The organism is Colwellia sp. TT2012, assembly GCF_001440345.1.
Classification (GTDB): domain Bacteria; phylum Pseudomonadota; class Gammaproteobacteria; order Enterobacterales; family Alteromonadaceae; genus Colwellia.
In genome coordinates this window covers 190,614-216,861 of sequence record NZ_LJYX01000017.1, presented here as the reverse complement: position 1 = coordinate 216,861, position 26,248 = coordinate 190,614, and the positions used below count along the sequence as shown (strand labels likewise).

The 26,248-nt window shown below is 39.0% G+C and carries 25 protein-coding genes and 2 pseudogenes; 11 read left to right on the top strand and 16 right to left on the bottom strand.

The features are described 5' to 3' along the window. The first annotated feature begins 338 nt into the window (after positions 1-338). From ASU03_RS10615 to ASU03_RS10605, 3 genes and pseudogenes are all read left to right on the top strand, one after another. Positions 339-2,240, top strand: coding sequence for a flavin monoamine oxidase family protein (locus tag ASU03_RS10615; protein ID WP_057831801.1), 1,902 nt, complete (start codon positions 339-341; stop codon positions 2,238-2,240). Positions 2,241-2,404: 164 nt separating this feature from the next. Further along, the gene (locus tag ASU03_RS10610) at positions 2,405-2,941 is read left to right on the top strand and encodes a cupin domain-containing protein (protein ID WP_057831800.1); all 537 of its coding nucleotides are present in this window, start codon (positions 2,405-2,407) and stop codon (positions 2,939-2,941) included. A gap of 25 nt (positions 2,942-2,966) precedes the next feature. Beyond that, a pseudogene (locus ASU03_RS10605) lies at positions 2,967-3,264 on the top strand (glutamate synthase-related protein); the annotation flags it as partial. 226 nt (positions 3,265-3,490) lie between these two features. On the opposite strand, the gene ASU03_RS10600 reads toward ASU03_RS10605, so the two are convergent. Beyond that, positions 3,491-4,354 carry a 23S rRNA (adenine(2030)-N(6))-methyltransferase RlmJ gene (locus tag ASU03_RS10600; RefSeq protein WP_057832243.1) on the bottom strand — a complete coding sequence of 288 codons (864 nt, stop codon included), beginning with the start codon at positions 4,352-4,354 and terminating at the stop codon, positions 3,491-3,493. A gap of 85 nt (positions 4,355-4,439) precedes the next feature. Beyond that, positions 4,440-6,032, bottom strand: coding sequence for an ABC-F family ATPase (locus tag ASU03_RS10595; RefSeq protein WP_057831798.1), 1,593 nt, complete (start codon positions 6,030-6,032; stop codon positions 4,440-4,442). A 292-nt stretch (positions 6,033-6,324) separates the two neighbouring features. Here ASU03_RS10595 and ASU03_RS10590 point away from each other — a divergent pair, with 292 nt between their 5' ends. Continuing rightward, on the top strand, positions 6,325-6,687 hold the full coding sequence (locus ASU03_RS10590) for a hypothetical protein (protein ID WP_057831797.1): 363 nt from the start codon (positions 6,325-6,327) through the stop codon (positions 6,685-6,687). Between the two features lie 129 nt (positions 6,688-6,816). On the opposite strand, the pseudogene ASU03_RS10585 reads toward ASU03_RS10590, so the two are convergent. Then, positions 6,817-7,095, bottom strand: a pseudogene (locus ASU03_RS10585) (YgiQ family radical SAM protein); the annotation flags it as partial. Between the two features lie 249 nt (positions 7,096-7,344). Here ASU03_RS10585 and ASU03_RS10580 point away from each other — a divergent pair. Continuing rightward, positions 7,345-9,246 carry a DUF885 domain-containing protein gene (locus tag ASU03_RS10580; protein ID WP_057831796.1) on the top strand — a complete coding sequence of 634 codons (1,902 nt, stop codon included), beginning with the start codon at positions 7,345-7,347 and terminating at the stop codon, positions 9,244-9,246. A gap of 118 nt (positions 9,247-9,364) precedes the next feature. On the opposite strand, the gene ASU03_RS10575 is transcribed toward ASU03_RS10580, so the two are convergent. The 4 genes from ASU03_RS10575 to purM all read right to left on the bottom strand — a co-directional run bounded on the left by ASU03_RS10575 (position 9,365) and on the right by purM (position 12,895). After that, positions 9,365-9,856, bottom strand: a complete 492-nt coding sequence (locus tag ASU03_RS10575) for a hypothetical protein (protein ID WP_057831795.1) — start codon at positions 9,854-9,856, stop codon at positions 9,365-9,367. A 378-nt stretch (positions 9,857-10,234) separates the two neighbouring features. Beyond that, positions 10,235-10,999, bottom strand: a complete 765-nt coding sequence (locus ASU03_RS10570; protein ID WP_057831794.1) for a DUF3108 domain-containing protein — start codon at positions 10,997-10,999, stop codon at positions 10,235-10,237. 127 nt (positions 11,000-11,126) lie between these two features. After that, positions 11,127-11,768, bottom strand: a complete 642-nt coding sequence (gene purN / locus ASU03_RS10565) for a phosphoribosylglycinamide formyltransferase (protein WP_057831793.1) — start codon at positions 11,766-11,768, stop codon at positions 11,127-11,129. Between the two features lie 86 nt (positions 11,769-11,854). Next, positions 11,855-12,895: a phosphoribosylformylglycinamidine cyclo-ligase gene (gene purM, locus ASU03_RS10560; protein WP_057831792.1), complete on the bottom strand. Its 1,041-nt coding sequence runs from the start codon at positions 12,893-12,895 to the stop codon at positions 11,855-11,857. A 170-nt stretch (positions 12,896-13,065) separates the two neighbouring features. Between purM and ASU03_RS10555 the strand changes: the two genes are divergently transcribed. Both ASU03_RS10555 and hda read left to right on the top strand, forming a co-directional pair. Further along, a complete protein-coding gene (locus ASU03_RS10555) occupies positions 13,066-14,505 on the top strand; it encodes a DUF2066 domain-containing protein (protein ID WP_231731555.1) in 1,440 nt (479 codons plus the stop codon). Next, positions 14,502-15,209: a DnaA regulatory inactivator Hda gene (gene hda, locus ASU03_RS10550; RefSeq protein ID WP_057831791.1), complete on the top strand. Its 708-nt coding sequence runs from the start codon at positions 14,502-14,504 to the stop codon at positions 15,207-15,209. The genes ASU03_RS10555 and hda overlap by 4 nt, the downstream gene beginning before the upstream one ends. A 156-nt stretch (positions 15,210-15,365) precedes the next feature. Here the strand turns inward: hda and ASU03_RS10545 are convergent, their stop codons facing one another. From ASU03_RS10545 to ASU03_RS20735, 5 genes are all read right to left on the bottom strand, one after another. Next, complete coding sequence (locus tag ASU03_RS10545) at positions 15,366-17,312, bottom strand: hypothetical protein (RefSeq protein ID WP_057831790.1); 1,947 nt, start codon at positions 17,310-17,312, stop codon at positions 15,366-15,368. Between the two features lie 40 nt (positions 17,313-17,352). Continuing rightward, positions 17,353-17,748, bottom strand: coding sequence for a DUF2069 domain-containing protein (locus ASU03_RS10540; RefSeq protein WP_057831789.1), 396 nt, complete (start codon positions 17,746-17,748; stop codon positions 17,353-17,355). A gap of 37 nt (positions 17,749-17,785) precedes the next feature. Beyond that, complete coding sequence (arsC, locus tag ASU03_RS10535) at positions 17,786-18,142, bottom strand: arsenate reductase (glutaredoxin) (RefSeq protein WP_057831788.1); 357 nt, start codon at positions 18,140-18,142, stop codon at positions 17,786-17,788. Positions 18,143-18,208: 66 nt separating this feature from the next. Continuing rightward, positions 18,209-19,678, bottom strand: a complete 1,470-nt coding sequence (locus ASU03_RS10530; RefSeq protein WP_231731554.1) for a beta-barrel assembly-enhancing protease — start codon at positions 19,676-19,678, stop codon at positions 18,209-18,211. Positions 19,679-19,744: 66 nt separating this feature from the next. Continuing rightward, positions 19,745-19,942 (bottom strand): hypothetical protein, encoded by a 198-nt coding sequence (locus ASU03_RS20735; protein WP_157465883.1) that lies wholly within the window; start codon positions 19,940-19,942, stop codon positions 19,745-19,747. 566 nt (positions 19,943-20,508) lie between these two features. Between ASU03_RS20735 and ASU03_RS10520 the strand changes: the two genes are divergently transcribed. Genes ASU03_RS10520 through ASU03_RS10510 form a run of 3 tightly spaced genes read left to right on the top strand, consistent with a single transcriptional unit; the run spans position 20,509 to position 22,386 of the window. After that, on the top strand, positions 20,509-20,727 hold the full coding sequence (locus tag ASU03_RS10520; RefSeq protein WP_057831787.1) for a sulfurtransferase TusA family protein: 219 nt from the start codon (positions 20,509-20,511) through the stop codon (positions 20,725-20,727). A gap of 53 nt (positions 20,728-20,780) precedes the next feature. After that, positions 20,781-21,863 (top strand): AI-2E family transporter, encoded by a 1,083-nt coding sequence (locus ASU03_RS10515; protein WP_057831786.1) that lies wholly within the window; start codon positions 20,781-20,783, stop codon positions 21,861-21,863. A 49-nt stretch (positions 21,864-21,912) separates the two neighbouring features. Beyond that, entirely contained in the window at positions 21,913-22,386 is a 474-nt protein-coding gene (locus ASU03_RS10510) for a methylglyoxal synthase (RefSeq protein ID WP_057831785.1), read from the top strand. Positions 22,387-22,560: 174 nt separating this feature from the next. Here ASU03_RS10510 and bcp read toward each other — a convergent pair whose 3' ends face one another. Continuing rightward, positions 22,561-23,037, bottom strand: coding sequence for a thioredoxin-dependent thiol peroxidase (gene bcp / locus ASU03_RS10505; protein ID WP_057180584.1), 477 nt, complete (start codon positions 23,035-23,037; stop codon positions 22,561-22,563). A gap of 84 nt (positions 23,038-23,121) precedes the next feature. Then, positions 23,122-23,652 (bottom strand): glycine cleavage system protein R, encoded by a 531-nt coding sequence (locus ASU03_RS10500; RefSeq protein WP_057831784.1) that lies wholly within the window; start codon positions 23,650-23,652, stop codon positions 23,122-23,124. Positions 23,653-23,960: 308 nt separating this feature from the next. On the opposite strand from ASU03_RS10500, the gene bamC reads away from it, so the two are divergent. After that, entirely contained in the window at positions 23,961-25,130 is a 1,170-nt protein-coding gene (gene bamC, locus ASU03_RS10495; protein WP_057831783.1) for an outer membrane protein assembly factor BamC, read from the top strand. Positions 25,131-25,259: 129 nt separating this feature from the next. On the opposite strand, the gene ASU03_RS10490 is transcribed toward bamC, so the two are convergent. Both ASU03_RS10490 and ASU03_RS10485 read right to left on the bottom strand, forming a co-directional pair. Then, the gene (locus ASU03_RS10490; protein ID WP_057831782.1) at positions 25,260-25,448 is read right to left on the bottom strand and encodes a hypothetical protein; all 189 of its coding nucleotides are present in this window, start codon (positions 25,446-25,448) and stop codon (positions 25,260-25,262) included. A gap of 57 nt (positions 25,449-25,505) precedes the next feature. Beyond that, positions 25,506-26,222: a M15 family metallopeptidase gene (locus ASU03_RS10485; RefSeq protein ID WP_057831781.1), complete on the bottom strand. Its 717-nt coding sequence runs from the start codon at positions 26,220-26,222 to the stop codon at positions 25,506-25,508. Between the last annotated feature and the right edge of the window lie 26 nt (positions 26,223-26,248).

Sequence of the window (26,248 nt, the reverse complement as noted above, 5' to 3'; positions counted from 1 at the left end):
GTTATTTTTCTATCACGAAGAAAAAAGAATTGCAAAGTTCCCGTGTAATAGGATGTAATATTATTTTAAATAACTATTTGATATATTCAGTTTGCAAGGAGCCTACGATCACCCAAAGGACGGGAACAGCCTTTTAAGTGATTTACCTCTCTTGCGAATTGTTACACCCTCCGAGTAGTCGCGCTCGTTGGTGAGTGCGTAGAGGCATTATTATTGATGATGAGGATTTATTTTTCTGTCGCGAAGCAACCTCGTCAACAAGCGCAGTTAAAGTCATTAATTAGGTTAAATCTAAAAATAAATCAAGTAGCAAAAAAACAATATGAATGGAGCACAATATGTCTAATAATCAAAGTAGAGCTGATTTTTTTAAGAAGAATCCATCAGCTAAAGCATGGTCAGAACTGAATTACGCCGTTAACCAGCAGAAAAAAGTGACACCTGGGACTCTTAAGCTTCAGAAAGATTGTTTCAAAAATAAAACCGCCATTATTATCGGTTCGGGTGTGGGTGGACTCACGACGGCCTACGAGTTACTTGCCAACGAAACTGGCATGGAAGTGACGATACTCGAAGCACAAAATCGAACAGGCGGTCGCTGTTTGACATTGCGTACGGGAGATACTCTAGTTCAGGATAAAGATCGTGAACTAATTAATTCCACACCGGGTAGTACCCAAGTTGTACGTTTTGAACGCCCACTTGGCGATAACGAACCTTATCTCAATGCTGGCCCAGGCCGCATTCCCTCCAGCCATAAAAGGCTATTACAATACTTGAAAACGTTTGGTGTAGACGTAGAAGTCTATGTGATGGATAGTGGATCAAATTTAATTCAAACAAGTCAGGGATTTAGTGGGCAAGCTGTTGTTGGTCGCCGACTCGATCATAATACCCGCGGTCATATTGCAGAAATGGTGTATAAAAATGCAAATGATTTAATTAGTGGCCTAAATCCAGGATCTACGGCAGATGACATTTCTTCACTTGCGGATAAGTTAAAAGATCTTATGGTCAGTTTTGGTGATCTTAGTCCATACGGTAACTATAATGTGGGGGTATCTCCTGTCGGCAGCGATTCGAATCCTTTTACATCTGATCGAGCGGGTTTTTCAGTACTACCAGGGGTGGCTAGTGGCATTACCGCAGAGCAACTAGATCTTAATAGCTTGTTAGATTCGGAATTTTGGAAAACGAACTTTTATCAATCTCAAGATTTCTTATGGCAGCCAACATTGTTTCAGCCCGTCGGTGGAATGGACCAAGTTCAGCATGCTTTTGCGCAACAAGTTGCCGCACTCGGTGGGACTGTGCATTTAAATAGTCCGGTACAGAAAATTGACTGGAATGAACAGGATCAACAATTTGAAATTCATGTTTCAATACTGGGCACGGACAAATGTAAAGTGTATAAGGCTGATTATTGTTTTAGTAATGTCGCTATGCCCTTTTTGGAAAATATATTGTCTGATCGGCTGCAAGATACAGATAGTGAAAAAGGTTTTAGTAAAAGCTTTAAAGAAGGTTTAGCCGCCGTATACCATGCTCAAAACAACCCTAATGACGAAGACGGTTTTCCCAATCGTTTTTTATCGTGCACAACCAAAGTAGGTTGGCAGGCCGAGCGATCGTTATGGCAAGGTAGTGCAATAACGCCTTCTCGTGATGAAAATTCGGGTGAAGAGTGTAATGATGTCAAAAGCTCTGAAATAGGTGTTGTCCCAATTTTTGGCGGCATTTCGAGAACTGACAATCAGATTGTTCAAATATGGTATCCCTCGAACGATTATCATGATCAAAAGGGAATTTTGACCGGCTGTTATAACTATTCCAAAAATGCTTATAATATGGGTGAATTACCTATCGATGAGCGTCTTGTTACCGCCCGTGATGGGGCGAAATTATTTAACAATGAATTTGGTCAAGGGCTGGAAAACGGTGTTGCGATCGCTTGGCAGCATATGCCCTATATTAAAGGCGGCTGGGCACAATGGCATCTAGTGGGTGATGGTGTCAAAGATAATGTTAAACACTTTAACCAGTTGATGCAGGGTACAGGAATTGACGGTAGTGAGCCAAACTTTTTTGTTGTAGGTGACCAGCTGTCATCCTTAACTGGGTGGCAGGAAGGTGCTATTGCCGCTGCATTAAATGCATTGTCGCGAGCCGCTTATCCTGATTTAGAAATACCTCATCTTGCAAGCTTACCTGATACACGTATTATGGTTGAAGGCGTTTAATTAACCATTTTATGATTGGGGTGCTAGCACTTTTACCCTTGTTAGCACCTCAATTATTTAGCTTAATTGTATTTGATTTTTATTTCGATTCTTCGTTTTTGCTTAAGCGTTTTTAAATGGCGAAATATAACGATTATTGTTGATATTTTATAGGACGACTCATTATGATAAGAAAAATATTCTTGATACCCGTGTTGGCTATGTTTTTGTTTGGCTGTGAAACGCTGCATGTTTCCGACCGAACTTTGCCACCTGATGGGCTACTTGTTGCTACCTATTTTACCGCTACTGAGATTGATGAATTTATAGAGGCTTTACCACAGGATACTGTTTCGGATAGAAAAATCCGTGTGGTAGAAGTCGTCGACGAGAATGGCGTAGGTCTTTATGGGGTTTACCGTCCTAAAGACGTACTAGGTAAAGCTAATTTACATCATATTTCCACCACCGAAACTTATTATATATTAAAGGGACATGGCACCTTGGTAACGGGTGGTACTATACCTGATGGCGTACTTGCCTCGCCAAACTATATAACGATTAAGGGAACATATATAGAGGGAGGAGTAAGTCGTAAGATTGGACCGGGTGATGTTATTATTATTCCAGGTTACACAGCTCATTGGTGGAGCGAAGTGGACGAAAACCTGTCCTACATTAGTTTTCGAACAGGTCCTTATAACGAGATAGAGATCCATTAAATGGGCAGGCCTCCCATTTATCTAAGGTGCCCACCTTGTCAATAATACACCCTCAGCCGCGGCCAGAACTATGATGATGGCCATTGGCTGTATTCAATCAAGGCATTGCAATACCAACCTCTAACGACTGGGTGGCAACTCAAGACCCTGCTCGCGCAAAAGCCGTTGATGTTGAGTCGAAAAGTGAGCGAGTGAAAAAATTTCACTGCAATACCTTGGCAAGTATTTATGAATTAGTCGGTAGTATGGGGCTTGATGATCCTGCCAAATTAGTGCCGAAAATGGTCAAAAGGCGCTCGCCTTATGGAGCACAAATGTCGATAATTTTTTTATACTGAAAGCACCTGAGTTTCATCAGACCAAAACTCATCAAGTAAACGCTCAGCGAGCTTAATGATAGTCTTTGATTTTTAAAGGTATTATTAGATTTGTTAATGAAGGCATTTTGCAAGGTTACACTTAATTTCCGGTTTGAATTCAGGCATTTTTAAAGCTGAACTCAAACCGAGTAAACACTCGTGCTGGCAGTATGGTTTACGGATGTAGCACCTATTCAGATATTAACTGACTGAGGGTATAGCTAGTCTCTTTACTACCTAATTTAGTTTTCATATAGGGTAATATTTCTTCAAGTTGGGTCGTTAATTGCCATGGTGGGTTAACAATAAACAAACCAGTGCCGGTCATGCCATATTCGTCAGTATCCGCTGTCATGCAAAATTCAACTTGCAGCACATTGTTAACCGCACTTGCTGTGAATGCTTGCTGCATTTCTTCAACTAGCTCACGCTTAACCACCGGATACCAAAGAATGTAAGTACCGGTTGAAAACTTAGCATAGGCTTTGATGATGGTCTTGACCGCTTTTTGATAATCTTCTTTAAGCTCATAAGGCGGATCAATTAACACTACACCACGGCGACTAGGTGGTGGTAATAAGCCGAGTACACCTTTATAACCATCAGACTGCTTAACAAATACTTTACGCCAGCGCTGACAAAAATCTTCTAAGTGTTTAATATCCGTTGGGTGTAATTCAAATAAATGACTGCTGTCTTGGCGACGAACAAAGGCTTTAGCTATGCCAGGAGAGCCAGGATAAACCTTAAGTTCACTACTTGGTTCACTACCTGCATCAGGGCTGAGGTTAAGGCTGTTGATTAGCGATAAATAAGGTGCAAGTGCTTCAGGTGCATGGTCATCGTTAATTATCTTGGCAATACCGTCTTTATACTCCCCCGTTTTTTGCGCATACTCTTCGGCCAATTGATACATGCCCGCGCCAGAGTGACTATCTATATAACAAAAGCCTTTTTCTTTACGAGTCATGTACTCAAGTACCAGCGATAAAACACTGTGTTTGAGTACATCGGCAAAATTGCCAGCATGAAAAGCGTGACGATAACTAAGCATAAAAAATATCTTCTTCGGTAGGCGCGGTTTTAACCGCGCAAATAAGGGGGTAGCAATATTTAGCGCGACTGCAGTCACGCCTACGTTATGCTTGGCTAGCTAAGTACTCATCATAAGTACCGGCAAAGTCGATATAACCGTCTTTGGTTAATTCAATAATACGAGTGGCGATAGTTGAAACAAACTCTCGGTCATGGCTAACGAATAAAAGCGTACCCTCATATTGCTCTAACGCCATATTTAATGATTCTATGGATTCCATGTCCATGTGGTTGGTTGGTTCATCAAGCAGTAAAATATTAGGCTGTTGCATCATTAACTTACCAAATAACATCCGACCTTTTTCACCACCGGATAACACTTTAATTGATTTTTTAATATCATCAGCAGAGAACAGTAAACGCCCTAAATAACCACGAATCGCTTGCTCGTCATCGGTCGGTTGGCGCCACTGGCTCATCCAGTCAAATAAGGTCATGTCATTTTCAAACTCAAATTCATGATCTTGCGCGTAATAACCAATATTGACATTTTCAGACCAAGTAAACTCACCTGAATCTTGCTCATAAGCGACTTCGTTCATTAAGGTGCGTAAAAAGGTAGTTTTACCAATACCATTTTCACCAATAATGGCGATGCGTTCACCTACTTCAATTAATACTGAAAGATCTTTAAGGATATGATTACCATCAAAGCTCTTATTTAGTTTCTCAACCACTAGCGCATTGCGGAATAATTTCTTTTCTTGCTCAAAGCGAATAAACGGATTGCTTCGACTTGATGCTTTTACTTCTTCTAACTGAATTTTATCAATGCGCTTAGCACGAGACGTGGCTTGTTTCGCTTTTGAAGCGTTAGCAGAAAAACGCGCCACGAAGGCTTGCAGCTCACCAATTTGTGCTTTTTTCTTAGCGTTATCTGATAATAAACGTGCTCTTGCTTGTGTTGCTGCCAACATGTATTCGTCATAGTTACCCGGGAAAACACGTAGCTCACCGTAATCTAAATCGGCCATATGGGTACAAACACTGTTCAAAAAATGTCTATCATGAGAAATGATGATCATGGTTGAATTACGTTCATTTAACGTTTCTTCTAACCATTGGATAGTGTGAATATCCAAGTTGTTGGTTGGCTCATCTAATAATAAAATATCAGGATCTGAAAACAGTGCTTGCGCTAGTAATATACGTAACTTAAAACCAGGCGCTATTTCACTCATTAAACCGTAATGTTGCTCTACTGGGATACCCACACCAATTAACAACTCACCAGCACGAGCTTCTGCGCTGTAACCATCCATTTCGGCATATTCAGACTCTAAATCGCCAACTTTCATACCATCTGCTTCGCTCATTTCAGGTAAAGCATAGATGCGGTCACGTTCTTCTTTAACGGCCCAAAGTTCGGTATGACCCATAATAACAGTGTCAATCACGCTGTAGTTTTCAAAGGCGAATTGGTCTTGACGTAATTTACCTAAGCGCTCACCCGTATCAAGGGTAACATTGCCACCGGTTTGCTCTAAATCACCCCCTAAAATTTTCATAAAGGTAGATTTACCACAACCATTGGCGCCAATTAAGCCGTAACGATTACCGTCACCAAATTTTTGTGAGATATTTTCAAATAATGGCTTAGCGCCAAATTGTTGGGTAATGTTATTTGCTGATAGCATATGTGTTCCGTCGAATGTTGAGGTTTACTGAATCAAATATGTCAGTAAATTTACCGATAGTTACCTAAAATAGGTAGTTAGCGGACAAGTTATGCGCGCGATTATACACTAGTGTTGAAAAGTCGCATACGATAATTTATAGATTAGCTATGTTCAAATAAACCAGTTTAGGGAATATGCAACCCTTAGAGCTATCTCAGCAAAGCTAAAATATTGACATATACTAAAGAGGTAGATAAAAATACTTTCAGGGAAGATGTTTGCTATTTGCTATTATATAAGAGGTAGTATTATGAAAATACTGATAAAGTTTCTATATTTAAGCATCTTTGTGTTTTTTGCTATTAGCTCAAAGCCGTTCAGGCTAGCTGGAATATATGGTCAAGTACGTTTTATCAAGGTAGCTAAAGAGGTCGGGCGAAAGTTATCTTCAGATAAAGCTACATGGCTAACCGCTAAAATAGCCCTCAAAATAAACGCGTTAAAAACCTGTATTAAAACCTGTATTAAAACCTGTATTAAAAGCCAAGACAAGGCTGATCCTAGCGACGAAAAAGCGTTGTCATTAACGGATGAAGTTAATGAGCTTGTTGATGCTTTAGTTGCAGAAAACACCAAGAGTTATCTCTGTCGGTTTTTTGTCTGGTTTACCTAGTAGCAAGCAGTATAAGAAAGTGCTCACTTCTTTATGCGCCATGACGATTATCAATCGACGCAAACATTCGCTCTGACGATACCTATCAGCATGTTAATCAGGTGAGTATCTGAGCGGCGATCAGAAAAAATCATGACGCATTTTTCGCTTAGAGGTATATCGGTTAAACATGGAGTCCCTATTATCGGAGGTGACACCAAAAAATAAATTAGGCTTGCCTAGTCCCATAAAGGCATCTTTTGAATGCCAGTCCGGCTGGGCAATTAGATCAACTCTAAAACCTTGCGCTTCAAGCATACGACCGATAATAGCCATACCAAAACTTGGGTGATCAACATAAGCGTCACCGGTGACGATAATAATATCGCAGCTATCCCAGCCGAGTATGTCCATTTCTTGTCGAGACATAGGTAAAAAAGGCGCTGTGCCGTAGCACTCAGCCTAGTATTTTGGATAATCAAGTAAGGTTGCTTTTTATACAAAATTAAAAATAAACTCGGGAAAAATAAAGATTGTATAATGTTTACAATCTTAGGCACATTTGCTCTAATCTGAGTTACTCATATTCAGTCAAAATGATTACAACCAAGTAATTAGAATAAAAACAACAAAAATGAGAAAAATAATAAATGGTATTAATTATCCTTAGAGGAAGCTATGAATAAGAACCTAAAAAACAGCTTATTAGCAAGCGCTATTATAGCCACACTTGGCTTGAGTGGCTGTGATAAACCAAGCGATACTGTAGCAGTAAATCAATCAACGCCAGCGACAACTCCGGCAGAAAAAAGCACCCTTAATAGCGCAGAACAAACCTTAACGGCGCTTTATCAGCAAGCTAAACAAAGCCTTTTTAAACAGCGTGCTTTATCAGCGACCATGTATGGTTTGTCTGCACAGGATGTTGGTCAAGCTATTAGTGATAAGATGGAGCTTTATGGTGTTGAAAATGAAGCTAAACTGCGAGCTGAGTTATTATCGATATCGAATAAAATTGCCAGCGTTAAGCTTGATGGGGCTGATATCACGGCGAAAAATAATCAACAAGTGATGGCGGGGCTAACGCGATACTTTGCCGGGGAGCCAAACTTTAGCGTTGGCTTTATTGACACTTGGATGGGGCTTTCACCCTTTATTGTCAATCAAATTAATGGCCCTTTGATTGATATCCCACGAATTATGCAAAACGATCAGCCCATTACCACAGAGCAAGAAGCATTAGACTACATCACGCGTTTAGGGGCATTTGACCGTCTTGCCAGTAGCATTATTGAAAAACAAGCCTTTGATGCTGCACAGAACTGGTTACCGCCGAAAGTCACTTTACAAGGTGCAATTAAGTACCTTAAAGGCTTTACCCGTGTTGCCGCCGAACAGCATACTTTTGTTAGTGTCTTTACCGATAAAATTGAAAAAATTGATGCCCTTACCGACGAGCAAAAGCAAGGGTTAATAAAGCAAGTTATTGTGCAAGTTAGCCAGGTGGTTTATCCCGCCTACCAATCGGTAGCAAAAGCCAGCGAAAAATTATTAGCTAAATCTCGTGATGAGTCGGGTATATGGGCACAGCCTAAAGGCAGTGAGTATTACCAAGATGCGATAAAACAATTAGGTGATAGTGAATTAACGCCAAGTGAAATACATCAAGTTGGCCTAGATGAAGTCGCTCGTATTAGTGTTGCTATGGATAAAATATTACAAGAGCAAGGTTATAAACAAGGCTCTGTTGGCGAGCGCATGGTAGCGTTAAATGAAGAGCCACGCTTTTTATATGAAGATTCAAAAGCAGGACGTGAAGAGCTATTAAGTGATATTAATGGTTATATCACTGAAATGACCGAAAAAATGGCCCCGGTATTTAAAACCACCCCTAGTTACCAAGTAGAAGTCAAAGCCTTTCCTGTTGAGGTACAAGATGGTGCGCCAGGTGGTCAATATACTTCACCTGCTGTTGATGGTAGTAAACCAGGTATTTATTGGATTAATTTGCGTGATATGAAAGCGAATCCTAAATTTGGTTTGAAAACCTTAACTTATCATGAAGCAAATCCTGGCCATCATTGGCAAATATCCTTGAATTTAGATCAAACAGAATTACCTTTTTTACGTAGAATTGCCCCTTACAATGCTTATGCGGAGGGCTGGGCTTTATACAGTGAGCAAGTTGCTTTTGAATTAGGCATGTATGAAAACGATCCCTTTGGTAATTTAGGTCGCTTACAAGCGGAATTATTTAGAGCAGTACGTTTGGTGGTTGATACCGGCTTACATGATAAACGCTGGACTCGAGAGCAAGCCATTAGCTATATGTCAAAGAAAACAGGTACCGCTGAGTCTGATGTTATTGCAGAAATTGAACGCTATATGGCTTGGCCTGGGCAAGCACTTGGCTATAAACTAGGGATGTTAAAAATATTAAGTTTAAGAGAGCAAGCACAAAAACGTTTAGGTGATGCTTTTGATTTAGCCGAATTTCATGATGTTGTGCTGTTAAATGGCGCCGTGCCTATGACAGTGTTATCACGAAATATAAATCATTGGTTAGACAGTAAGTCATAAGTTAACGTATCTAGTAGATAAAAAGCCGTATTGTTGTTAACAATACGGCTTTTCTCTTTAGCTAAGCTAAATAAAGGCTATTCGTTATCACTCAAGAATGATTTTGCTTCGTTTGAGCTTAGTGGCTGTGCCTATGATGTATCGTCAGCTCATTTTTACGCAAGTTTTTAAGTAGCACACACTGAGTTTTCCCTAAACGCGCACAGCTATCGAGCGCGGCAATTTCATCGTCTCTAAAAGAGGCATTAGACAGGATAACTGCTGAGCAGTTACCTCGGCATAAAACACGCTTTATTTGCTCAATATCTAAGTGAGCAGAATGCTTATCAAGCAAGTTATTTACTTTGTTTTTCCCCTTGAAACTGACACAAAGCACCTTGGAAATATCAACGCCGTGGGTGTGCGCTAATTGCTCTAAGGATGCTTCTTCAGGGTTAATAAACAACACCCACTTTTTCTCTTGAGTATATTGCTGACAAATATCTGCATAGTGAGACGATAATTCTTGATGATTGGCAACATTGGCTAGTTTTAACCAAGTCTGCTGTGCAAGGGGAGAACTGATGGTTTTGTTTATGATATTGCTATTAAGTGTCTCGGTGGTGTACATAGTTCTGCCTCGTGCTAAATAGTGATAGGTATGATTACTGTATGCATGTACAGTATATTGCTTTTGCTGGTTATTCAAGCATTATTTGTTAGTTTTTATACATTATTGAAATATTTATCTTGAAATATAGCCATTGAAATATGTGTATCTGCTGAAAAAAAGCTAAGCAAAACAAAGCAAAGAAGAATAAAACGCTGGACGTTGTCTTTGGCAGTGGTGATGGTATATTTTAGCTGGGCAGCTAGTAGCAAGGTGTTAGATGAAATGTATTGTAAGCTATTAATTAAGGTGAATAGCTAAGTTAAATGAGCATAGCTATGCTCATTTAGTGGAGAGTAACAGTCTAAAGGAGAGTTATTAAATACTTGCTTTTGTTTATTACTCTAATGCTGATAATTGCGCTTCAAATTGTTCCGCGCCGTCTTTCACTTGATAGAGTTTAACCATTAAAAAGTTTAACTCTGGGGCAAACCAAACGTAGGTGATACGTTTTTTTTCAACAATTTCACGCTTCAAACGGATAGTTTTGACTAAGCCAAAGGGAAGTATTAGTTCCTCATCACCATCATAGATATATTGATAATCTTTGACCGAGCCGCGAGTACTGATCACTGGGTAAACAAACTTTTTTTGTGCTGGGTTGTTAATTAAGTCGAGGCGATTTTGCAGATGGTAGCTAAGTTTATCTAACAGACCCTCGGTGAACTCTAAAGTGATCACTTTATTATTTTTAATATCGGTTGCCGTTTTTTGTGCTAGATCATACTGCCATTGGTAGTGTTTATCGCGACCTGTGCCTTCGCGTTTATAATCATAACTTAACGGTATCACTTGATTGTTTTCTATCTTAACTATGGCGGTTTCACTGCGTTTATCAGAAAAGATTAACCAACTTATATCCGTTTCATAATGGTATTTAATTTTATTATCCGCAAGGTAACTCAGCTGTCTGACTGCGGTACCTATGGGATCTGATTTATGTAATAAGGTATAAGTTGCTCGGTAAGCGGGGATGACTGCTGCGAAAGACTCTTTTTGTGGTTGAGCGCTTGCTTGCTTTTGCGTATCAATATTAGTACCAGCCGTATTGGCTGAAACCAGGAAAGGTAATATGAATAACAGTAAGGAAAAGCGTTTTCGCATAATAAGCAAAGAGTCCAGCAGCAATAGTATAATTAAGGATACTAACAGTTTCTGTAGCGTGTTTATAAAAAAACACTAACTATTTTTTGTGCTATTTAACCCCAGTTAAGCGAGTTAGCTATCAATATTAGTCGTTAGCATAACCTGAGGCTGGCAGTATATTACCATCGAGTATTGCATGGTCACCCTGCATGTTAAGTCTATGTTCAGCAAACCATTTTACTACTAAGGGGTAGATACGGTGTTCTTGCTGATGAACACGAGCCGCAAGATCTTCACTGCTATCACCTTGAAAAACGGGTACTTTCGCCTGAAGAATGACTGGGCCACCATCGAGTTCTTCAGTAACAAAGTGCACACTAACACCGTGTACATCATCACCGGCATCAATAGCACGTTGATGCGTATTTAATCCCTGGTATTTGGGTAATAGCGATGGGTGTATGTTGAGCAGTTTGCCTTGAAAATGTTGCACAAAGCTGGGCGTAAGAATTCTCATAAAACCTGCTAATACGATTAAATCAGCATCAAAGCCAGTAATTATTTTGATCAGTGCTTGATCGTAATCTTCACGGCTAGCAAATTCTTTATGTGAAAGAGCTACGTTGGCAATGTCAGCATTTTGAGCACGAGTTAGGCCATAAGCATCGGCTTTATTTGATACTACCGCAACAACCTCTCCAGGAAAATTGTCATCGGTACAAGCATCAATAATGGCTTGTAAGTTTGTGCCACCACCAGAGATCAATACAACGATACGACTCGACATGTTTTTTCCTCAATTTTTAGATAAATTAAAGGGGCTAATAAATAGCCCCTTTATAATATATTTTGTTAGCTTAGAAACGTGGTTATTTAGTTAAAAATAACTTGCTCTTCACCGTCAGCTTTATCGGCTATTTCGCCAATATGCCAAGCATTTTCGCCATGCGCGGTTAGCACTTCGATGCTTTGTGCTACTTTATCAGCAGGTACAACGATAATCATACCAACACCACAGTTGAACGTGCGGTACATTTCATGTTCTGTAATGTTACCATTCTCTTGTAACCAACTAAAGATACTCGGCCATTGCCAGCTGTCACCTTTAATAACGGCTTGTGCTGTTGCAGGTAATACCCGTGGGATATTTTCCCAGAAACCACCACCAGTGATATGAGAAAGTGCGTGTACTTCGACATTTTTAATTAACTCAAGCACAGATTTTACGTATATCTTAGTTGGCTCAAGTAAATGGTCAGCGATTTTTTTACCGTCAAGTAATTCATCGGTATCCGTGTTGTTTACTTCTAATACTTTACGAATTAATGAGAAACCATTTGAGTGCGGTCCTGAAGCACCAAGCGCTATCAATTGATCGCCAGCGGCTACACGAGTTCCGTCAATTAAGCGAGATTTTTCAGCAATACCTACACAAAACCCAGCGATATCGTAATCGCCTTTATGGTACATACTTGGCATTTCAGCGGTTTCGCCACCAACAAGAGAACAGCCAGCCTGTATACAGCCTTCAGCAATACCTTCTATAACTGAGGCGGCAACATCAATATCAAGTTTGGCGGTGGCGTAATAGTCAAGGAAAAATAAGGGTTCAGCACCTTGGACGATAAGATCATTAACACACATAGCCACTAAATCGATACCAACCGTATCGTGTCTACCTAAATCGATAGCTAAACGTAATTTAGTGCCGACACCGTCGGTACCAGCAACCAATACAGGTTCTTTATAACCTGTAGGTAGTTGGAATACCGAACCAAAACCACCTAGGCCACCCATAACTTCAGGGCGTTTTGTGCGTTTTACCGCACCTTTGATTTTTTCGACTAGGGCATTACCAGCATCAATATCAACACCAGCATCTTTATAGCTTAACGACTGTTTTTGTTCGCTCACGGGAGACCTCAGAAATTACTGACAGTATTTAAAGGGGCGTATTCTACCAGTGCTAAGGCTCATACTCAAGTTGATAACCGTATCTTAGCTTGTTTTATTTTTTGAGGGTATTTATCAATATTTGCAGATATTAATTACTGTCATTGTGATAAGATAATAGTTATGAAGTCATGGAGTTTATAAAATTTTTAGTTGATATGTTTAGATTTCCTTTTGTTATAATTTTCCTTATATTTACGCTTTTTAGCACTAATCTACTGGCCCTGGAAGTCGATGATTTATACCAAGCTAATGTTGTTGTTGATTCACAAGCGAAAGAACAGCGTGAGCAGGCAATAAAACAAGCTCTGCAAGGGGTGTTTTTAAAAGTTGGTGGTAAAAAGAGTGTCTTAACACATCAGGTGTTACAACAAGCACAAAAAAGAGCCAGTCGCTATGTTAGCCAGTATCGTTATCAACGAAAAGGCGCTGAGCTAAGCTTAGTTGTCAGTTTTAATGAAGATAAAGTTAATCAGTTGTTTAAAGACGCCAAGTTAGCGCGCTGGGGCAGCTTACGCCCACAAGTGCTTTTATGGTTAATCGATGAGCAAGGTGCAAGCCGTACTATGGTTGCCTCCGATGCTGATAGTATTATTCCTGCAAGTGTTCATGATTTTTCGATACAACGTGGTTTGCCTATTATCATGCCGTTAATGGACCTAACCGATAGTGAACACGTGGTGGTAAGTGACTTTTGGGGCTATTTTCCTGAACAAATTCAACAAGCCTCGCTGCGTTATTTTGCGGATACAATTGTTGTGATGAGAGTGTCTGATTCAAGTTTAGTGAATAAAGAAGATATAGCTAAAGCAGCAAGTGCGGTAGATAATATTGCTTGTGGTTTATTGTGCCAACCCGCAGAAGTTGACCGTCCTAAAGTGCTAGATTGGCGTGTTTATACTCAAGGTACACTGTATACGCAAACATACCAAGGTGTTAATAAAGTCAGTTTGATTAATCAGGGTTTATCCGATATCACCGAGTTGATTTATCAGTCTTATGCGTTATTAACTTCAGCAGAAAATAATTTTGTTATTGAAGTGAATAATGTCACGTCATTAAAACATGATACCCAATTATTTACATTTTTAGCAGATTTATCAGCGGTTAAGAATGTTACTTTAATCAGAGCCCAAGGTAATGTTCGTCGTTTTAAATTAGACTTGCTGGGTTCAAAGGCTTCATTTCTTGCATCCTTAAAATTAAACAATAAGTTAACGCAACAAATTGATACTCAGCTCGATAGTTTTTCTCAGCGTCAGCCCTTTAATCCTCAAAAAACTGCTCAAGCTGAACTAAACGAAACCAATAACCCCGTAAGGTTTACTGTCCTCGGCGAAATAGAAGTCGCTGGTCTTACACCTTATCAGGGGAATTTAAAGGCTAATAAAATAGTGCTTATTGATGAAAATTTAGCGGTTACCAACTCAGCTCAAGATAAAGGCAACAATTTAGCCGTTAAATCTGCCATTGAACGGGCAACAAATACGTCATTGACGACAGTATTTGTGGCCAAACCACAGTTAACGCGGGTGCCATCTATCCCTGTTTTTTATTGGGAGCAAGGATGAAGCAAGTAGCTCAACTCACTTTGAAGGTGCAATTACCTGATGATGAAACTTTCGATAGCTATAAAAGTGATGATAATCTAGCGATTGTCAGCCAATTAAAATCCTATATTGATCAGCAACAGGATAGCCCACATAGTTTTTATTTGTTTGGCTCATCTAGTGTTGGTAAGTCACATCTACTTCATGCTAGCAGTAGTTATGCTGCACACGTTGGCAAATCTTCAGTGTGTTTATCTTGTGCCGAGTTAAAACTATTACCCGTGGAAGTCTTAGATGGCTTAGAGCAAATGGATTTAATTTGCCTAGACGATATTCACTTAATTGCCGGTGATGAGCGTTGGCAACAAGCTATTTTTGATTTGTATAACCGGGTGTTTGAACAAAATAATTATTTATTAATCACTGGGGATGAAAGTGTCCAACAACTAGGCATTAGTTTACCTGATCTTGTCTCCAGACTTTCTTGGGGTTTAACGGAGCAAGTTAAACCACTTGATGATGAAGAGAAAATCATTGCTATCCAACACCGTGCCACGCAACGTGGTTTGTTTTTGTCAGACGATGTGGTTAAATTTTTACTTAATCGTTTGAGTCGAGATATGGGCAGCTTAATTAGCTCACTGGATGTCTTAGATAAAGCCTCTATTCAAGAGCAAAGAAAAATTACCATTCCCTTTATTAAGCAAGTGCTTAGCCTGAAATAGTTAGTCGATGGCGTTAGTAACGTCATCACCAAGAAAAAATATCTTCAATAAAAACAAAAAATACGATTAAATCAAGGGTGCTTTTTGGGGGGTAGGCATGACTAAAACTATTAGCTATGCCTATTGCATTAGACCTATTAAATTATGCGTTTACTATTAATGATTAGGTAAAGGTTTTTGGTAATAACGATTAAAGTTTTCTAACGCTTCAGCTGCGGGCGCAATGATGGGCTTATCTGCTGCTGGGTGAGGGATAGCATAGCCATTTAGTTGTTTCATCAAATTATCCATATTAGCCTCGCTTGGGCTGATGGTTAAATTATCCAACCAACTATCGCCCACAACCATGGAAATGGGGGCCGGTACTAAGTTTATGGCTGCTTGACTGTCAAATTTAGCTAATACCCTACTGGCACTAAAAAGTACTCGCTCTGTTAATTTATCGTCGCCAATACGGCCACGTTGTCCCCAAGTGACGATATAATCAGCAGCGGAAATGTTATTGCCAGAAGGTTGGTTGGTGATGGCAACATCGCGAATAACGTTAAAGCGGTTTTGCATCATTAACTCTTCAAATAACATGGCGTAATCTTCACGTTCACTTGAATAAGCATAATAATCTGTCGCTCTGTCTGGGCTAAAGAAGCTTTCAATGTCAGTAGGTAAGTAATTTTTTTGTGTTAAGTTGGCGGTTTCACCGGCAAAGCTAACTTGTGCTAAATTACGCATTTCTTGGCTGGCTAATGGTAGAGCAATTGCCAGTTCATCTGATTCAAAATTAGTACTAAGGGCCGCATCAAGAACACGTTGCTCACTATGATGAATATACCATTCATTACTGGGGAAAAAGTCATTAGCATGGGCAAGTTCATGATACATTAATGATGTTAAACGATATAAAGCCGCTGTAGCTGTGCGCGTTACTCGTGCCGACTTACTAAAGCTTTGGCTCGCATCGGCATTATCTTTGATATAACGCCAAGGCATAACAAATTGTAAATCATTTCCAAAGTCGGCTCTAAAATCGGCTGCCTCATTTATGGTATCTCGCTCTTGGGGGCTTAACCATAAATTTTCTGCATCTAAATAAATAGCGCCCGTGGCAGCCCAATAAAAAGAAGGGCGAATATCATAAGCGATAACAATCGCCGTGGTCGCTCTTAATAAGTTTTTTATATCGTCATTGTCATCATTATTTGTTAAAAAATCTTTAAACCTATCACCCATCCACTGATGAGATACCACCACTCTGTCCATAATGCTGGCCACGGAAGGTGTCGCCGACGAACCATTGACTTCCTCAGCAAGTAACGGTGTTTGAGCTAGGGTACAAGAGCTGCTTAAGCTATTTTCATACACGCAATGAACTAAATTGTCTGCGTAAGGGCTATTGGTGTTATAGGCAAAAACATTGGCTTTACGATCGGAAAAATAAGCATTACTCGTAATCGCGTCAGCGGGCTCGACTAATACCGCCACTTGGTCGTGATAGGTTATATTATTGTTAGCGTCAGTTGCTGAGACATTAAAAGCAATAATGGTATCAAAACTAACCATAGGTGCATCAAAGAATATTGCTAATGCACCCTTACTATTGTCTGTTGTTAACGTGACACTAGGTCCCTCTATTTGCTGCCATATCAGAGTGCTGGCGTCTATTGATGTTTGTATTTCACTGCGAAATGAAACTTTATTCCCTGTTAAAGCGGTATGAGATAAGCGGGCAGTGATTTCATGGTAATCATCACTGACAGTAATATGCTTTTCTAAGGTTTGTGTCAGGTTGTCGTTTAGGGTAAAAAAGACGCTAAAGCTATAACTGCCAGCGCTTGTCGGAGTAAAAGAGATAACTTTACTTGTCTTTGCTAACAGGGTTAAAGGCTCACCAGTTAATTGCTGCCAGCGAATGTTACTGACAGTGTCATAGGGGAAATAAAGAAGAAGATCAATGCTTTGATTGATATTTTGTCTTTTATCAAGCTGTACTATGCTATTGAGTGAGTAATTCGTTTGGAACCGATTGGAGTTACCATCACAAGCCGTTAATAAAGTGACTAGTGACAGTGATAGCAGTAAATACAATTTTACAAAATTTAATCGCATTGACTTCTTCCTTGTTATTTCAGCGTGAAGAAGCTTTGAACTATTTGTCTTCTTTCTTTTTTCGTATACTCAGCCCAAGCTCTTGACCACGGAATTTAGCGTAATAACTAGCACCAAAAAACATTGCACTAGCAAAAATTAACTCTAATATTGCCCATATTCTGTCTGCTGGCAATACCCAAAGTGTGGTTAAACTATGTAAAAAGTAGATTAAGACAATAAAATTAGACCAAGCATAGGTGAACGGGTTGCCTTGTAACATACCTTTTAATGGAAATAATAACGGTAGAGTAAACATCACTAAAGACGTTGGAATATTCAAGCTTTCACTTGGGCTTAGTACTATTAGCCATAACGGCATAAAGAGAAGTAATGAAAAATAACCCGCCAAGGCTATTTTTTTGTAAGTGTCGGTTGAAAATAGTTGTTTATTCATTGGGATGCTTATTGGTAATGGTGGATTAAATTGACGTTTAGCTTTTAAAAAAGCTTAATACATTTTCAGGAGGGCGACCAATAATGGCTTTGCTACCGTCGGTTACAATAGGGCGCTCAACTAGCTTTGCCGTATTTGCCATGGCGTTAATTAGCTCGTCTTCACTAGCACCTTTTAGGTTTTGTTCAGTAAACTCAGTTTCTTTGGTACGCATCATCTCAATAGCAGAGCAATTAAGTTGCGCGAGTAGTTGTTTAATATTCTCATGATCAAGTGGTGATTTTAAGTACTCAATGATGGTGATTTCTTGTTTTGTCTGTTGCACCTGCTCTTCAAGTAAAGCCAGTGTTTGACGGCTTTTTGAGCATCTTGGGTTGTGATAAATAGTATACATAGGGTTACCTTTAAAATAGCCTGCTATAAAATGCTAACAGGCAGAAATGTTGACATGATAAATGGCTTATAAGCGTTTTAAACGATTCTCTTGTTCTTGAAATTGTAAAATACGGGCCTTGATCCTTTTTCGTATTAAAGGCTGATCTTCAAGAAAGGTATAACCGGTTTGTAACTCATCTACAGCCTTAGAGTATGCACCTAGCAAGGCATAGACCTCTGCTTTATTCATATGCATTAATCCCTCTTTTCCTTGTGAACGATATAAGGTGGTTAATATATCATAAGCGATAAAGTTACCTGGGTTTACCAATAAAAAGTCCTGTAGTATCTCCGCAGCGAGATCATAATTTTTTACCGAAAGTAGTGCATTGGCGTAGTTTAAACTCACCACTTGGTTATTGGGCATAAATAAATTTAATTGCTCAAGCATCTTAATGGCTGTCGGTGCTTGGTCATTTGCTAAATACACATCCGTTAAGGCATCAATATAAAATAAATTATTATTGTCCTGTTGTTTTAATGTTTCCAAAAGTTGCAATGCTTGTTTCGTTTGTTTATTTTCAAAATACGATAAGGCTAAACCGTACTGTGCTGCTGCTTTTATCGCATAGCGATTTTTCGACAATTGATGTTGATAATAAATAATATTAGACTTGGCATCGCCCTGGTATCTTGCTTTCAATCTCGCCTTAGTGAGCTCAAAGTCTAAACTGGGTGGTAAAGGCCTTGCTGGATAATTTAATGCCCGTTGCCTAGCCTCAGCGATGCGCGACTCGGGTAGAGGATGGGTTAGCAGCATGGCTGGCGGCTTACTGGCATAGCGGTATTTTTCTGACATCTTGCTAAAGAAACTGGATGCGCCTTGAGGATTAAAACCACTATTGGCTAACAAAGTGATACCGACTCTATCGGCTTCTTTTTCATTACCTCGGGTGTAATTTATACTTGCCTGTTGTGTTACGGCCATACTAGCGGTAAGCGCGGCCATACCAACGGTGGGGTTGACTAAGGTGAGCAATACACTGGATAACATAGCAGCCATAGTTAAACTTTGAGTTTTGCTTTGTGACTCAAGTCGGCGGGCTAGATGGCGTTGGGTGACGTGAGATATTTCATGGGCAATAACAGACGCTAGCTCACTCTCTGTATCCGCGGTGGTAATTAAACCACTATGAATACCTACATGGCCGCCAAAAAAGGCAAAAGCGTTTAATTCTTTATTATTGATGAGAAAAAACTCAAAGGCATAATTAACCCCTTGGGCATTTTTCACTAAGGTATTACCTAAGTGATTAATGTATTCAATAAGAACTGGGTCTTGAATTAATGGCTGTGAAGCACGTAATTGGCGCATCATTGCCTGGCCAATTTGTAGCTCTTTATCTATCGATAAAACGCTGTAGGCTGAAATGCCAATATCGGGTAATTTATTTTTATTGTTATTATTATTAATGGCACTGGCATTAAAACTTGTCGTCGCAGCAATGCCTAATGTCAGCAATAATGCGATAAGCATGGGTTTTAGGTTAAACAATATAACATCCTACATTTATGATCGAAATATTCATGGTTATTAAAAGGTGATTTTAAATACTTAGCTCTATGGGCTAAGGATATTACCATTTTTATTGGCAATTTCTTGATAAAACTCAGCAATATTATAACCTTTGACCGCAACAATTTGAAAAGATTCGCTTAATGTTGTAATTAACGTTTCGACTTTGTCATGGGCAAACTTTAATAACGCTTTATCGGCTTCGTCAGCGCTTTGAAGTCGTATATACCCGTTACCATTCAAAGTACAGGATTTCAGTGGGAATTAAAATGGCTTTAGGCAAGGGAAATAATTGAAGCATAGTCACTCGCGGTATAAAGTCATTATAAACCCATCAAAGAAGCGTTTGAGTATGTTTTCGCCATCAACAACCGGGTAACAATGTAACTCATAACCCCTATCATTAAATTCATGCCCTAAGCTGATTTGTGCTTTGTTTTTTACTTGGATAGCACCATCAATACTTTTACTTGCACCTAATCGGGCTAAATTCCATGTGGTTGGCTTTAATATTTCTTTGTAGGCACTATCAAAACCATGGGTAAGTACGCCATCTAAATCCCCTAAAGAAGAAGGAAATATATGGTAAATCGCAGAGACGTGCCCCCAATTGATTTATTTTTTATAAGCATTAATTTCTTTTAAGCTAGCTTCTGGGTCTAATGAACTCATTTAGTTAATATTCCTAGTATTTAAGTTGTTTTTACATAAGACATACCTATAGAGGTACGCTATGATAACTTTAATTAGTACCATGGATTAATTGTCGCAAATTAGTGAATTAAACTAAAGCGCTGTTTTTTAATTAGATGATTTATAAATATGATGGTATAGGCGAAAAGTGTCCGCTACCTTTAATTAACATGCGTTTATTGTTAAAAAAAATGCATGTGGGTGATGAATGTATCATTAGCATAAATGATGTCGGCTCATTAAATGATATCCCTAAGCTGTTAGATAAACAGGGCTATCAACACAGTAAAAAAAATCTTGGTAATGGTACGGTAGAGATTCGTATTAGCATATAAAATTAAGTAAGAGCAATAGCCCCTTGGCTAAAAAAAATATAAAATAGGACGTTATGTTTAAGTTATTCAGTGATTGGTATACCCGTAAATTTTCAGACCCCCATGCCGTAACCCTCGTTGTCATTTTAATATGTATTGCCTTGTTTATTGCTTTATTTAGTAGTTTATTAATGCCGGTCTTTGTTGCTATCGCCTTAGCCTTTTTATTAGATCTTCCGGTTAATAAACTGATGCAAAGCTCCATGTCACGTTTGAGTGCCACGATAATAGTGGTAGTGGCTTTTATTGGCTTTGCCTTATTGGCTGTTTTGGGACTTATGCCCATTATTTGGACGCAAAGCAGCAATTTATTGCAAGAAGTCCCTAATATGATAACTCAAGGACAAGAGTATTTATTGACCCTACCAGAAAAGTACCCCGAACTAGTACATGAGTCTCAAATTGAAAGCTTTATTGTTATGGTCAATGATAATTTACTTGAATGGGGTCAGGTAGCGCTGAAAGCATCATTAAACTCTATTTCTGACATTGTCGCTTTAATGGTTTATTTAATTCTTGTGCCCTTAATGATGTTTTTCTTCTTAAAAGATAAAATTGAATTACTGAACAGCGTCGCGTATTTTTTACCTAAAGAACGCCGCATGGCAAAGAAAGTAAGTAAAGAAATGAACCAACAAATTTTAAATTATATCCGCGGTAAAGTGATTGAAATTCTTATTGTTGGCACAGCAACGACCATAGCTTTTATGTTTCTTGATTTGCAATATGCATTATTATTAGGTGTTTTGGTTGGTTTGTCGGTACTGGTCCCTTATGTGGGGGCAACTGTTGTTACTTTTCCGGTCATGTTAGTCGCGCTTTTCCAATTTGGCTTTGGCAGTGAATTTGGCTACGTTATGCTTGCCTATGGCATAATTCAAGCAATCGATGGTAATGTTATTGTGCCTTTACTTTTCTCTGAAGCGGTTAACCTTCATCCAGTTGTTATTATTATCGCGGTGATATTTTTTGGTGGTTTATGGGGCTTCTGGGGGGTGTTTTTTGCCATCCCTTTAGCAACGCTGGTAAAAGCTGTCATTAATGCTTGGCCTTCAGTGCCCGAAACAGACGAGAAAAATGAAGCCCCTGAACTGTAAAAACAATGGAAATAATTGCAAAAAATCCTCGCTAGTTAAAGGAACTAAAATGGAATTATCGTACACCCAACGAATGATGCCAGCGAATAAACGCATGGCGCTAGTGGCTCATGATAATAAAAAAGCCGATTTAATTGCTTGGGCGAAAAATCGTAGTGAGGATTTGAAATTCCACCATTTATTTGCTACTGGCACTACGGGTTATTTATTGAGCAGAGCCATTGCTTTACCGATAAAATGTCTGTTGTCAGGGCCCATGGGTGGCGATCAACAACTTGGTGCATTAATCGCAGAAGGGGAGATTGATGTGCTAATATTTTTCTGGGATCCGCTTGATGCGGTACCACATGATCCTGATGTTAAAGCTCTGTTAAGATTAGCCGCGGTATGGAATATACCGGTAGCGACTAATAAATCTACCGCTAATTTTTTGATGGACTCGGAGCTGATGACCCAAGAGAGTGCTATTGAAATTCCAGACTATGCGGGTTACTTAGCGGCACGTACCAAGTCAATGGACTAAATACCTTAGTAAGGTATTTTATTCATTGCTAGCTAAATCAATACTACTTAACTCTATGCTGTTAATTCAATAATCATAACTAAAAAGCCCTAAGCTAATATTATTTAGCTTAGGGCTTTTCTTTTTTACTTTAAGGGTAAGCACCTTTAAAGCTTACGGTAACTAGCTATTAAGTTACTGACTTAACTCGTTTAATACAGCTAAAACCACATCGTGATGCTCTTTAGTTTTGAATTTATTAAAAACGTGGCTGATCTTGCCATCAAGGCCAATTAAAAAGCTTAAACGATGAATGCCGTCGTACTCTCTGCCCATAAACTTCTTTAAACCCCAAACACCAAATTGCTCGGCTACTTGGTGATCAACATCAGCTAACAAGGAGAAGTTTAGTTCATCCCGTTGGCAGAATTTAGTTAAGCGCTTTACTTCGTCAGGGCTGATACCAAAAACAACGGTGTTTAATTCATTCAGCTCAGCTTTAATATCACGTAGACCTTGTGCTTGCACGGTACAACCCGGAGTCATTGCTTTTGGGTAGAAATATACTAGCACCTGTTTTTTGCCGATATAATCAGCTAATGATACTGACTCATCATTTTCATTGGCTAGGGTAAATAGTGGCGCGGTATCACCAACGTTTAGAGTATTCATTATAAACTCACTGTTAAAAAGGGATGAAAGTCATTTACTTTATTTTAAGGGTAACTATGTCTTACTCATTGATCGCGGTACTTATCACTCTAATAAGTTAGTATTGGCTTTTTTAATACAGCCTTGGACGTCAGTTTGCTGACAAAGCTCTAAGAAGTCCCGCTCAATTTCATCAATACTAATTTTCTCCGTTAAAGCAAACAATATCTTGGCACTCATATGGTTAGTTTTGGGATCTATAGCTGATTTCAACGAAGAAATGTCTATTTTTCGTGTGGCAAAAAAGGCGGTCATTGCTTTTAAAATACCCGGTTGGTCAATACCACAATATTCAGCTTGGTAGTGTTGTACCAAGTTAAAGGTTCGGTGACCAGAAGTTCGCTTCATCATAGTAATTAAATCTAAACTATGAGCAAGTTTAGGGATCCTCGCTTCAATCTTATTAATTGCTCTGCTTTCACCATTAAGTAACATAATGAAAGTAAATTCAGAGCCAAAAAGGGCCATTCGGCTGTCTAAGATATTACATTCGCATTCACTTGCTAATTTAGTTAACTCACTAACACAACCTGTTCGGTCCGATCCCATCGCAGTTAGTACTAAATATTGTGACATTCATTACGCCTAAGTTGTCAATAAAGGTACATTGTAACTGATCATGATTAAAGTTGGAATCATCTTACATTTTTGTGGTCATATAACTTGTGTTTGTAAAATCAGCCAAGTACCATGGGGCGCAATGTTTAGCCCTATTTTAATTTTAATGCGTTGCGTTTTTTGTTAAACAGCGGGCATCGCTTGAGGTAAAAATAAATTTAGTTACCTTGGTATTAAATCGAATTGTTTTTAGTTTTTTAGTTTTTTAGTTTTTAGTGAGCTTAGTTGGGTTTTGAATATCAATAACCTAAGCCACAGGAGTTTTAATGAGTTGTCGAGTATTTTATTTATCACTGTTAGCCTTGTCACTAACAGCTTGTGGTTCTGTTAATAATAAACAAGCGCAGGGGAGCTTTGCTTATCAGTATAAACCTGAAGCTAACGCTCTCGTCATTCCTGCCAATTTGAATAAACCCAAACAAGCGCAGGACTTCTTTGTCTCCGATAAAATAAACCATCAAGGCCCTATCGGTGAAGATATGGATATTCGAGCACCTTCACTGGTTCTGCCTGTGGCCGCCTCTTCAAGAGTTGTTGATGAGTCTACTATCGCGATTATTTGGTTTGATAAGGTTTTAGAAGATAAAGATTTATTGGAATTTATTGAAAAAGTTGTCATAGAAAAGTTAGCTGAAGATAAAATAACATATAACTATATTGAAGAAGATATTGAGGTTACCTTAAGTAAAGTCATTGAGGGGGCGACCAGCTTAAAAGAAACCAGTATTAAGCGTGAAGGCATTAAGACGGCCATCATAGAATCGGATTGGTATCATAATGAAGTTGATGTTGGTTGGATTGATACCGACATACAATTTTCCAAGAGTTTACGTTTCCGCTATCAATTATTAGCTAAACCTCATGGCCGCAGTGTTTCATTACGTGTTTCATTAGTTGATTTTTTACAAACGGATGAAACCGGTGGTAGAAAAATCATGGATCCCATTGATAAGCAACGTGCTGAAAAAGCCATACTTAATGAGCTAATTGCTGCTGTTGATTATAATTACCGTCTTCAACAGCGCGCAGATCGCTTAACTCGTGCCAATCAAAAGCTAGTAACAATAGGAAAAAATATTGAAGAAGAAGCTGGCTATGTCGTTGAGATGGGCTTAGACGACTTATGGGACAATATGCCTTTATTCTTCGAAAAACATGGTTTTATCATTAGCGATTTAAACGAAGATAAGAAAATTTACTATGTCGACTTTGTTAAACCTGATAGTAGTGTTTGGGATAGTATTTGGGGTCAAGATGTACCGGTTATCGATGTTAATGATGCCAACTACCAATTTGTTCTAGCACCTCTGGATGAACTTAATCACAAGACCGCAGTAACCATATATAATTCTGCCGGAGAGCCGTTGTCGTTAGAAACGCTAGAGAGGATTTTCCCGGTCTTCGAGCAGGGCTTATCGTTTAGAAATGTTTTTTAAGAGAGTTACTACTTAAAGCGTTTACCCGATTTTTGTCGAAATAAGACGCAGATAAAGTTGGCATAAAAAAACTCCACACTTTTTATATCTAGTGTTGGAGTTTTTTTATGTCTTGAATTCGTCAGCTCTTTAGGGGGTGTTTTTTTCAAATGTTGCCAATTTATGAGCACTTTTGTTACTTCTTGGCAGGGTTTCTTTTAAGTCATTTAAATTGTGTTTGCGCATTTTTTGTTTAGAATTTTTTTGAAAGGTACTCAAGTTACCTATGATGATAGCTAGCGCTATTACTATCATGAAAATAGCTACGCCATTGTCCATTGGAATGCCTCTTAATAAATTTGTTAAGTTAGTTAAGGCTAAGTAATTACTCTCAGCTTACGGTTTAGCGAGTATAACATTTGTCGGCACAGCACAGACATTATTAATATAACGCTTTGCTATGTCATCTAAATTTTTAATAATGACGTCCTTGCCCAATATAGCGCTGTTATTTAATGCCTTGGCTAACCGTTCAATATCAAAAGCTTGCTGATATTGTTGCGCTAATGGCGCATAAGATAAATGCCAAGGCTCACTGGCAACACCGCCTTGGAAGCTAGCATAAGGTAGGAAAAAACCAAATTGATGGGCGTATTTAACCAACCAAGTAGATAATTTTGCTAAAGGCCCTTGGGCACTATATTCCCATGGATCAAGCTGGAGTTGATAGTCATCAGCTAGCAAGTTAGGCGCGTAAACATCAATATCACAGCCCCAATGGTGCCGACTAGCGCCGGGTAAGGCTGAATAAAGTAAAATACTGTGAACTAACTCAAGTGGAGATAAACTCGCGGGTAAAACATGTTCTCCGGCAATATTCTTAATCGGTGTTTTTCCAGAAAATTTATTGTTCCATAACATAAGTTGTCGGTCAAAAGATCGAAAGCCACTGGCAATGCTCAACTCAATATTAGCGGTGTTAGCCGCAGTAACTAAAGCATTAAAGGCACTCTTCATTTCTTGGTGAATTGCCACTCGCTCATTGAGATAATACAGATGTTGCTCGTTTTGACCGAGCACTTGAGTAGAGTGGCTTTCATTGCTAGTCTGCATGGACAAATGACACCTTGTACCGAAAG

Excerpts from the sequence above, each read along its gene's own strand:
- ASU03_RS10615 (WP_057831801.1), top strand. The coding sequence starts at position 339 with ATGTCTAATAATCAAAGTAGAGCTGATTTTTTTAAGAAGAATCCATCA.
- ASU03_RS10610 (WP_057831800.1), top strand. The coding sequence starts at position 2,405 with ATGATAAGAAAAATATTCTTGATACCCGTGTTGGCTATGTTTTTGTTT.
- ASU03_RS10600 (WP_057832243.1), bottom strand. The coding sequence starts at position 4,354 with ATGCTTAGTTATCGTCACGCTTTTCATGCTGGCAATTTTGCCGATGTA.
- ASU03_RS10595 (WP_057831798.1), bottom strand. The coding sequence starts at position 6,032 with ATGCTATCAGCAAATAACATTACCCAACAATTTGGCGCTAAGCCATTA.
- ASU03_RS10590 (WP_057831797.1), top strand. The coding sequence starts at position 6,325 with ATGAAAATACTGATAAAGTTTCTATATTTAAGCATCTTTGTGTTTTTT.
- ASU03_RS10580 (WP_057831796.1), top strand. The coding sequence starts at position 7,345 with ATGAATAAGAACCTAAAAAACAGCTTATTAGCAAGCGCTATTATAGCC.
- ASU03_RS10575 (WP_057831795.1), bottom strand. The coding sequence starts at position 9,856 with ATGTACACCACCGAGACACTTAATAGCAATATCATAAACAAAACCATC.
- ASU03_RS10570 (WP_057831794.1), bottom strand. The coding sequence starts at position 10,999 with ATGCGAAAACGCTTTTCCTTACTGTTATTCATATTACCTTTCCTGGTT.
- purN (WP_057831793.1), bottom strand. The coding sequence starts at position 11,768 with ATGTCGAGTCGTATCGTTGTATTGATCTCTGGTGGTGGCACAAACTTA.
- ASU03_RS10555 (WP_231731555.1), top strand. The coding sequence starts at position 13,066 with ATGGAGTTTATAAAATTTTTAGTTGATATGTTTAGATTTCCTTTTGTT.
- hda (WP_057831791.1), top strand. The coding sequence starts at position 14,502 with ATGAAGCAAGTAGCTCAACTCACTTTGAAGGTGCAATTACCTGATGAT.
- ASU03_RS10545 (WP_057831790.1), bottom strand. The coding sequence starts at position 17,312 with ATGCGATTAAATTTTGTAAAATTGTATTTACTGCTATCACTGTCACTA.
- ASU03_RS10540 (WP_057831789.1), bottom strand. The coding sequence starts at position 17,748 with ATGAATAAACAACTATTTTCAACCGACACTTACAAAAAAATAGCCTTG.
- arsC (WP_057831788.1), bottom strand. The coding sequence starts at position 18,142 with ATGTATACTATTTATCACAACCCAAGATGCTCAAAAAGCCGTCAAACA.
- ASU03_RS10520 (WP_057831787.1), top strand. The coding sequence starts at position 20,509 with ATGATTTATAAATATGATGGTATAGGCGAAAAGTGTCCGCTACCTTTA.
- ASU03_RS10515 (WP_057831786.1), top strand. The coding sequence starts at position 20,781 with ATGTTTAAGTTATTCAGTGATTGGTATACCCGTAAATTTTCAGACCCC.
- ASU03_RS10510 (WP_057831785.1), top strand. The coding sequence starts at position 21,913 with ATGGAATTATCGTACACCCAACGAATGATGCCAGCGAATAAACGCATG.
- bcp (WP_057180584.1), bottom strand. The coding sequence starts at position 23,037 with ATGAATACTCTAAACGTTGGTGATACCGCGCCACTATTTACCCTAGCC.
- ASU03_RS10500 (WP_057831784.1), bottom strand. The coding sequence starts at position 23,652 with ATGTCACAATATTTAGTACTAACTGCGATGGGATCGGACCGAACAGGT.
- bamC (WP_057831783.1), top strand. The coding sequence starts at position 23,961 with ATGAGTTGTCGAGTATTTTATTTATCACTGTTAGCCTTGTCACTAACA.
- ASU03_RS10490 (WP_057831782.1), bottom strand. The coding sequence starts at position 25,448 with ATGGACAATGGCGTAGCTATTTTCATGATAGTAATAGCGCTAGCTATC.
- ASU03_RS10485 (WP_057831781.1), bottom strand. The coding sequence starts at position 26,222 with ATGCAGACTAGCAATGAAAGCCACTCTACTCAAGTGCTCGGTCAAAAC.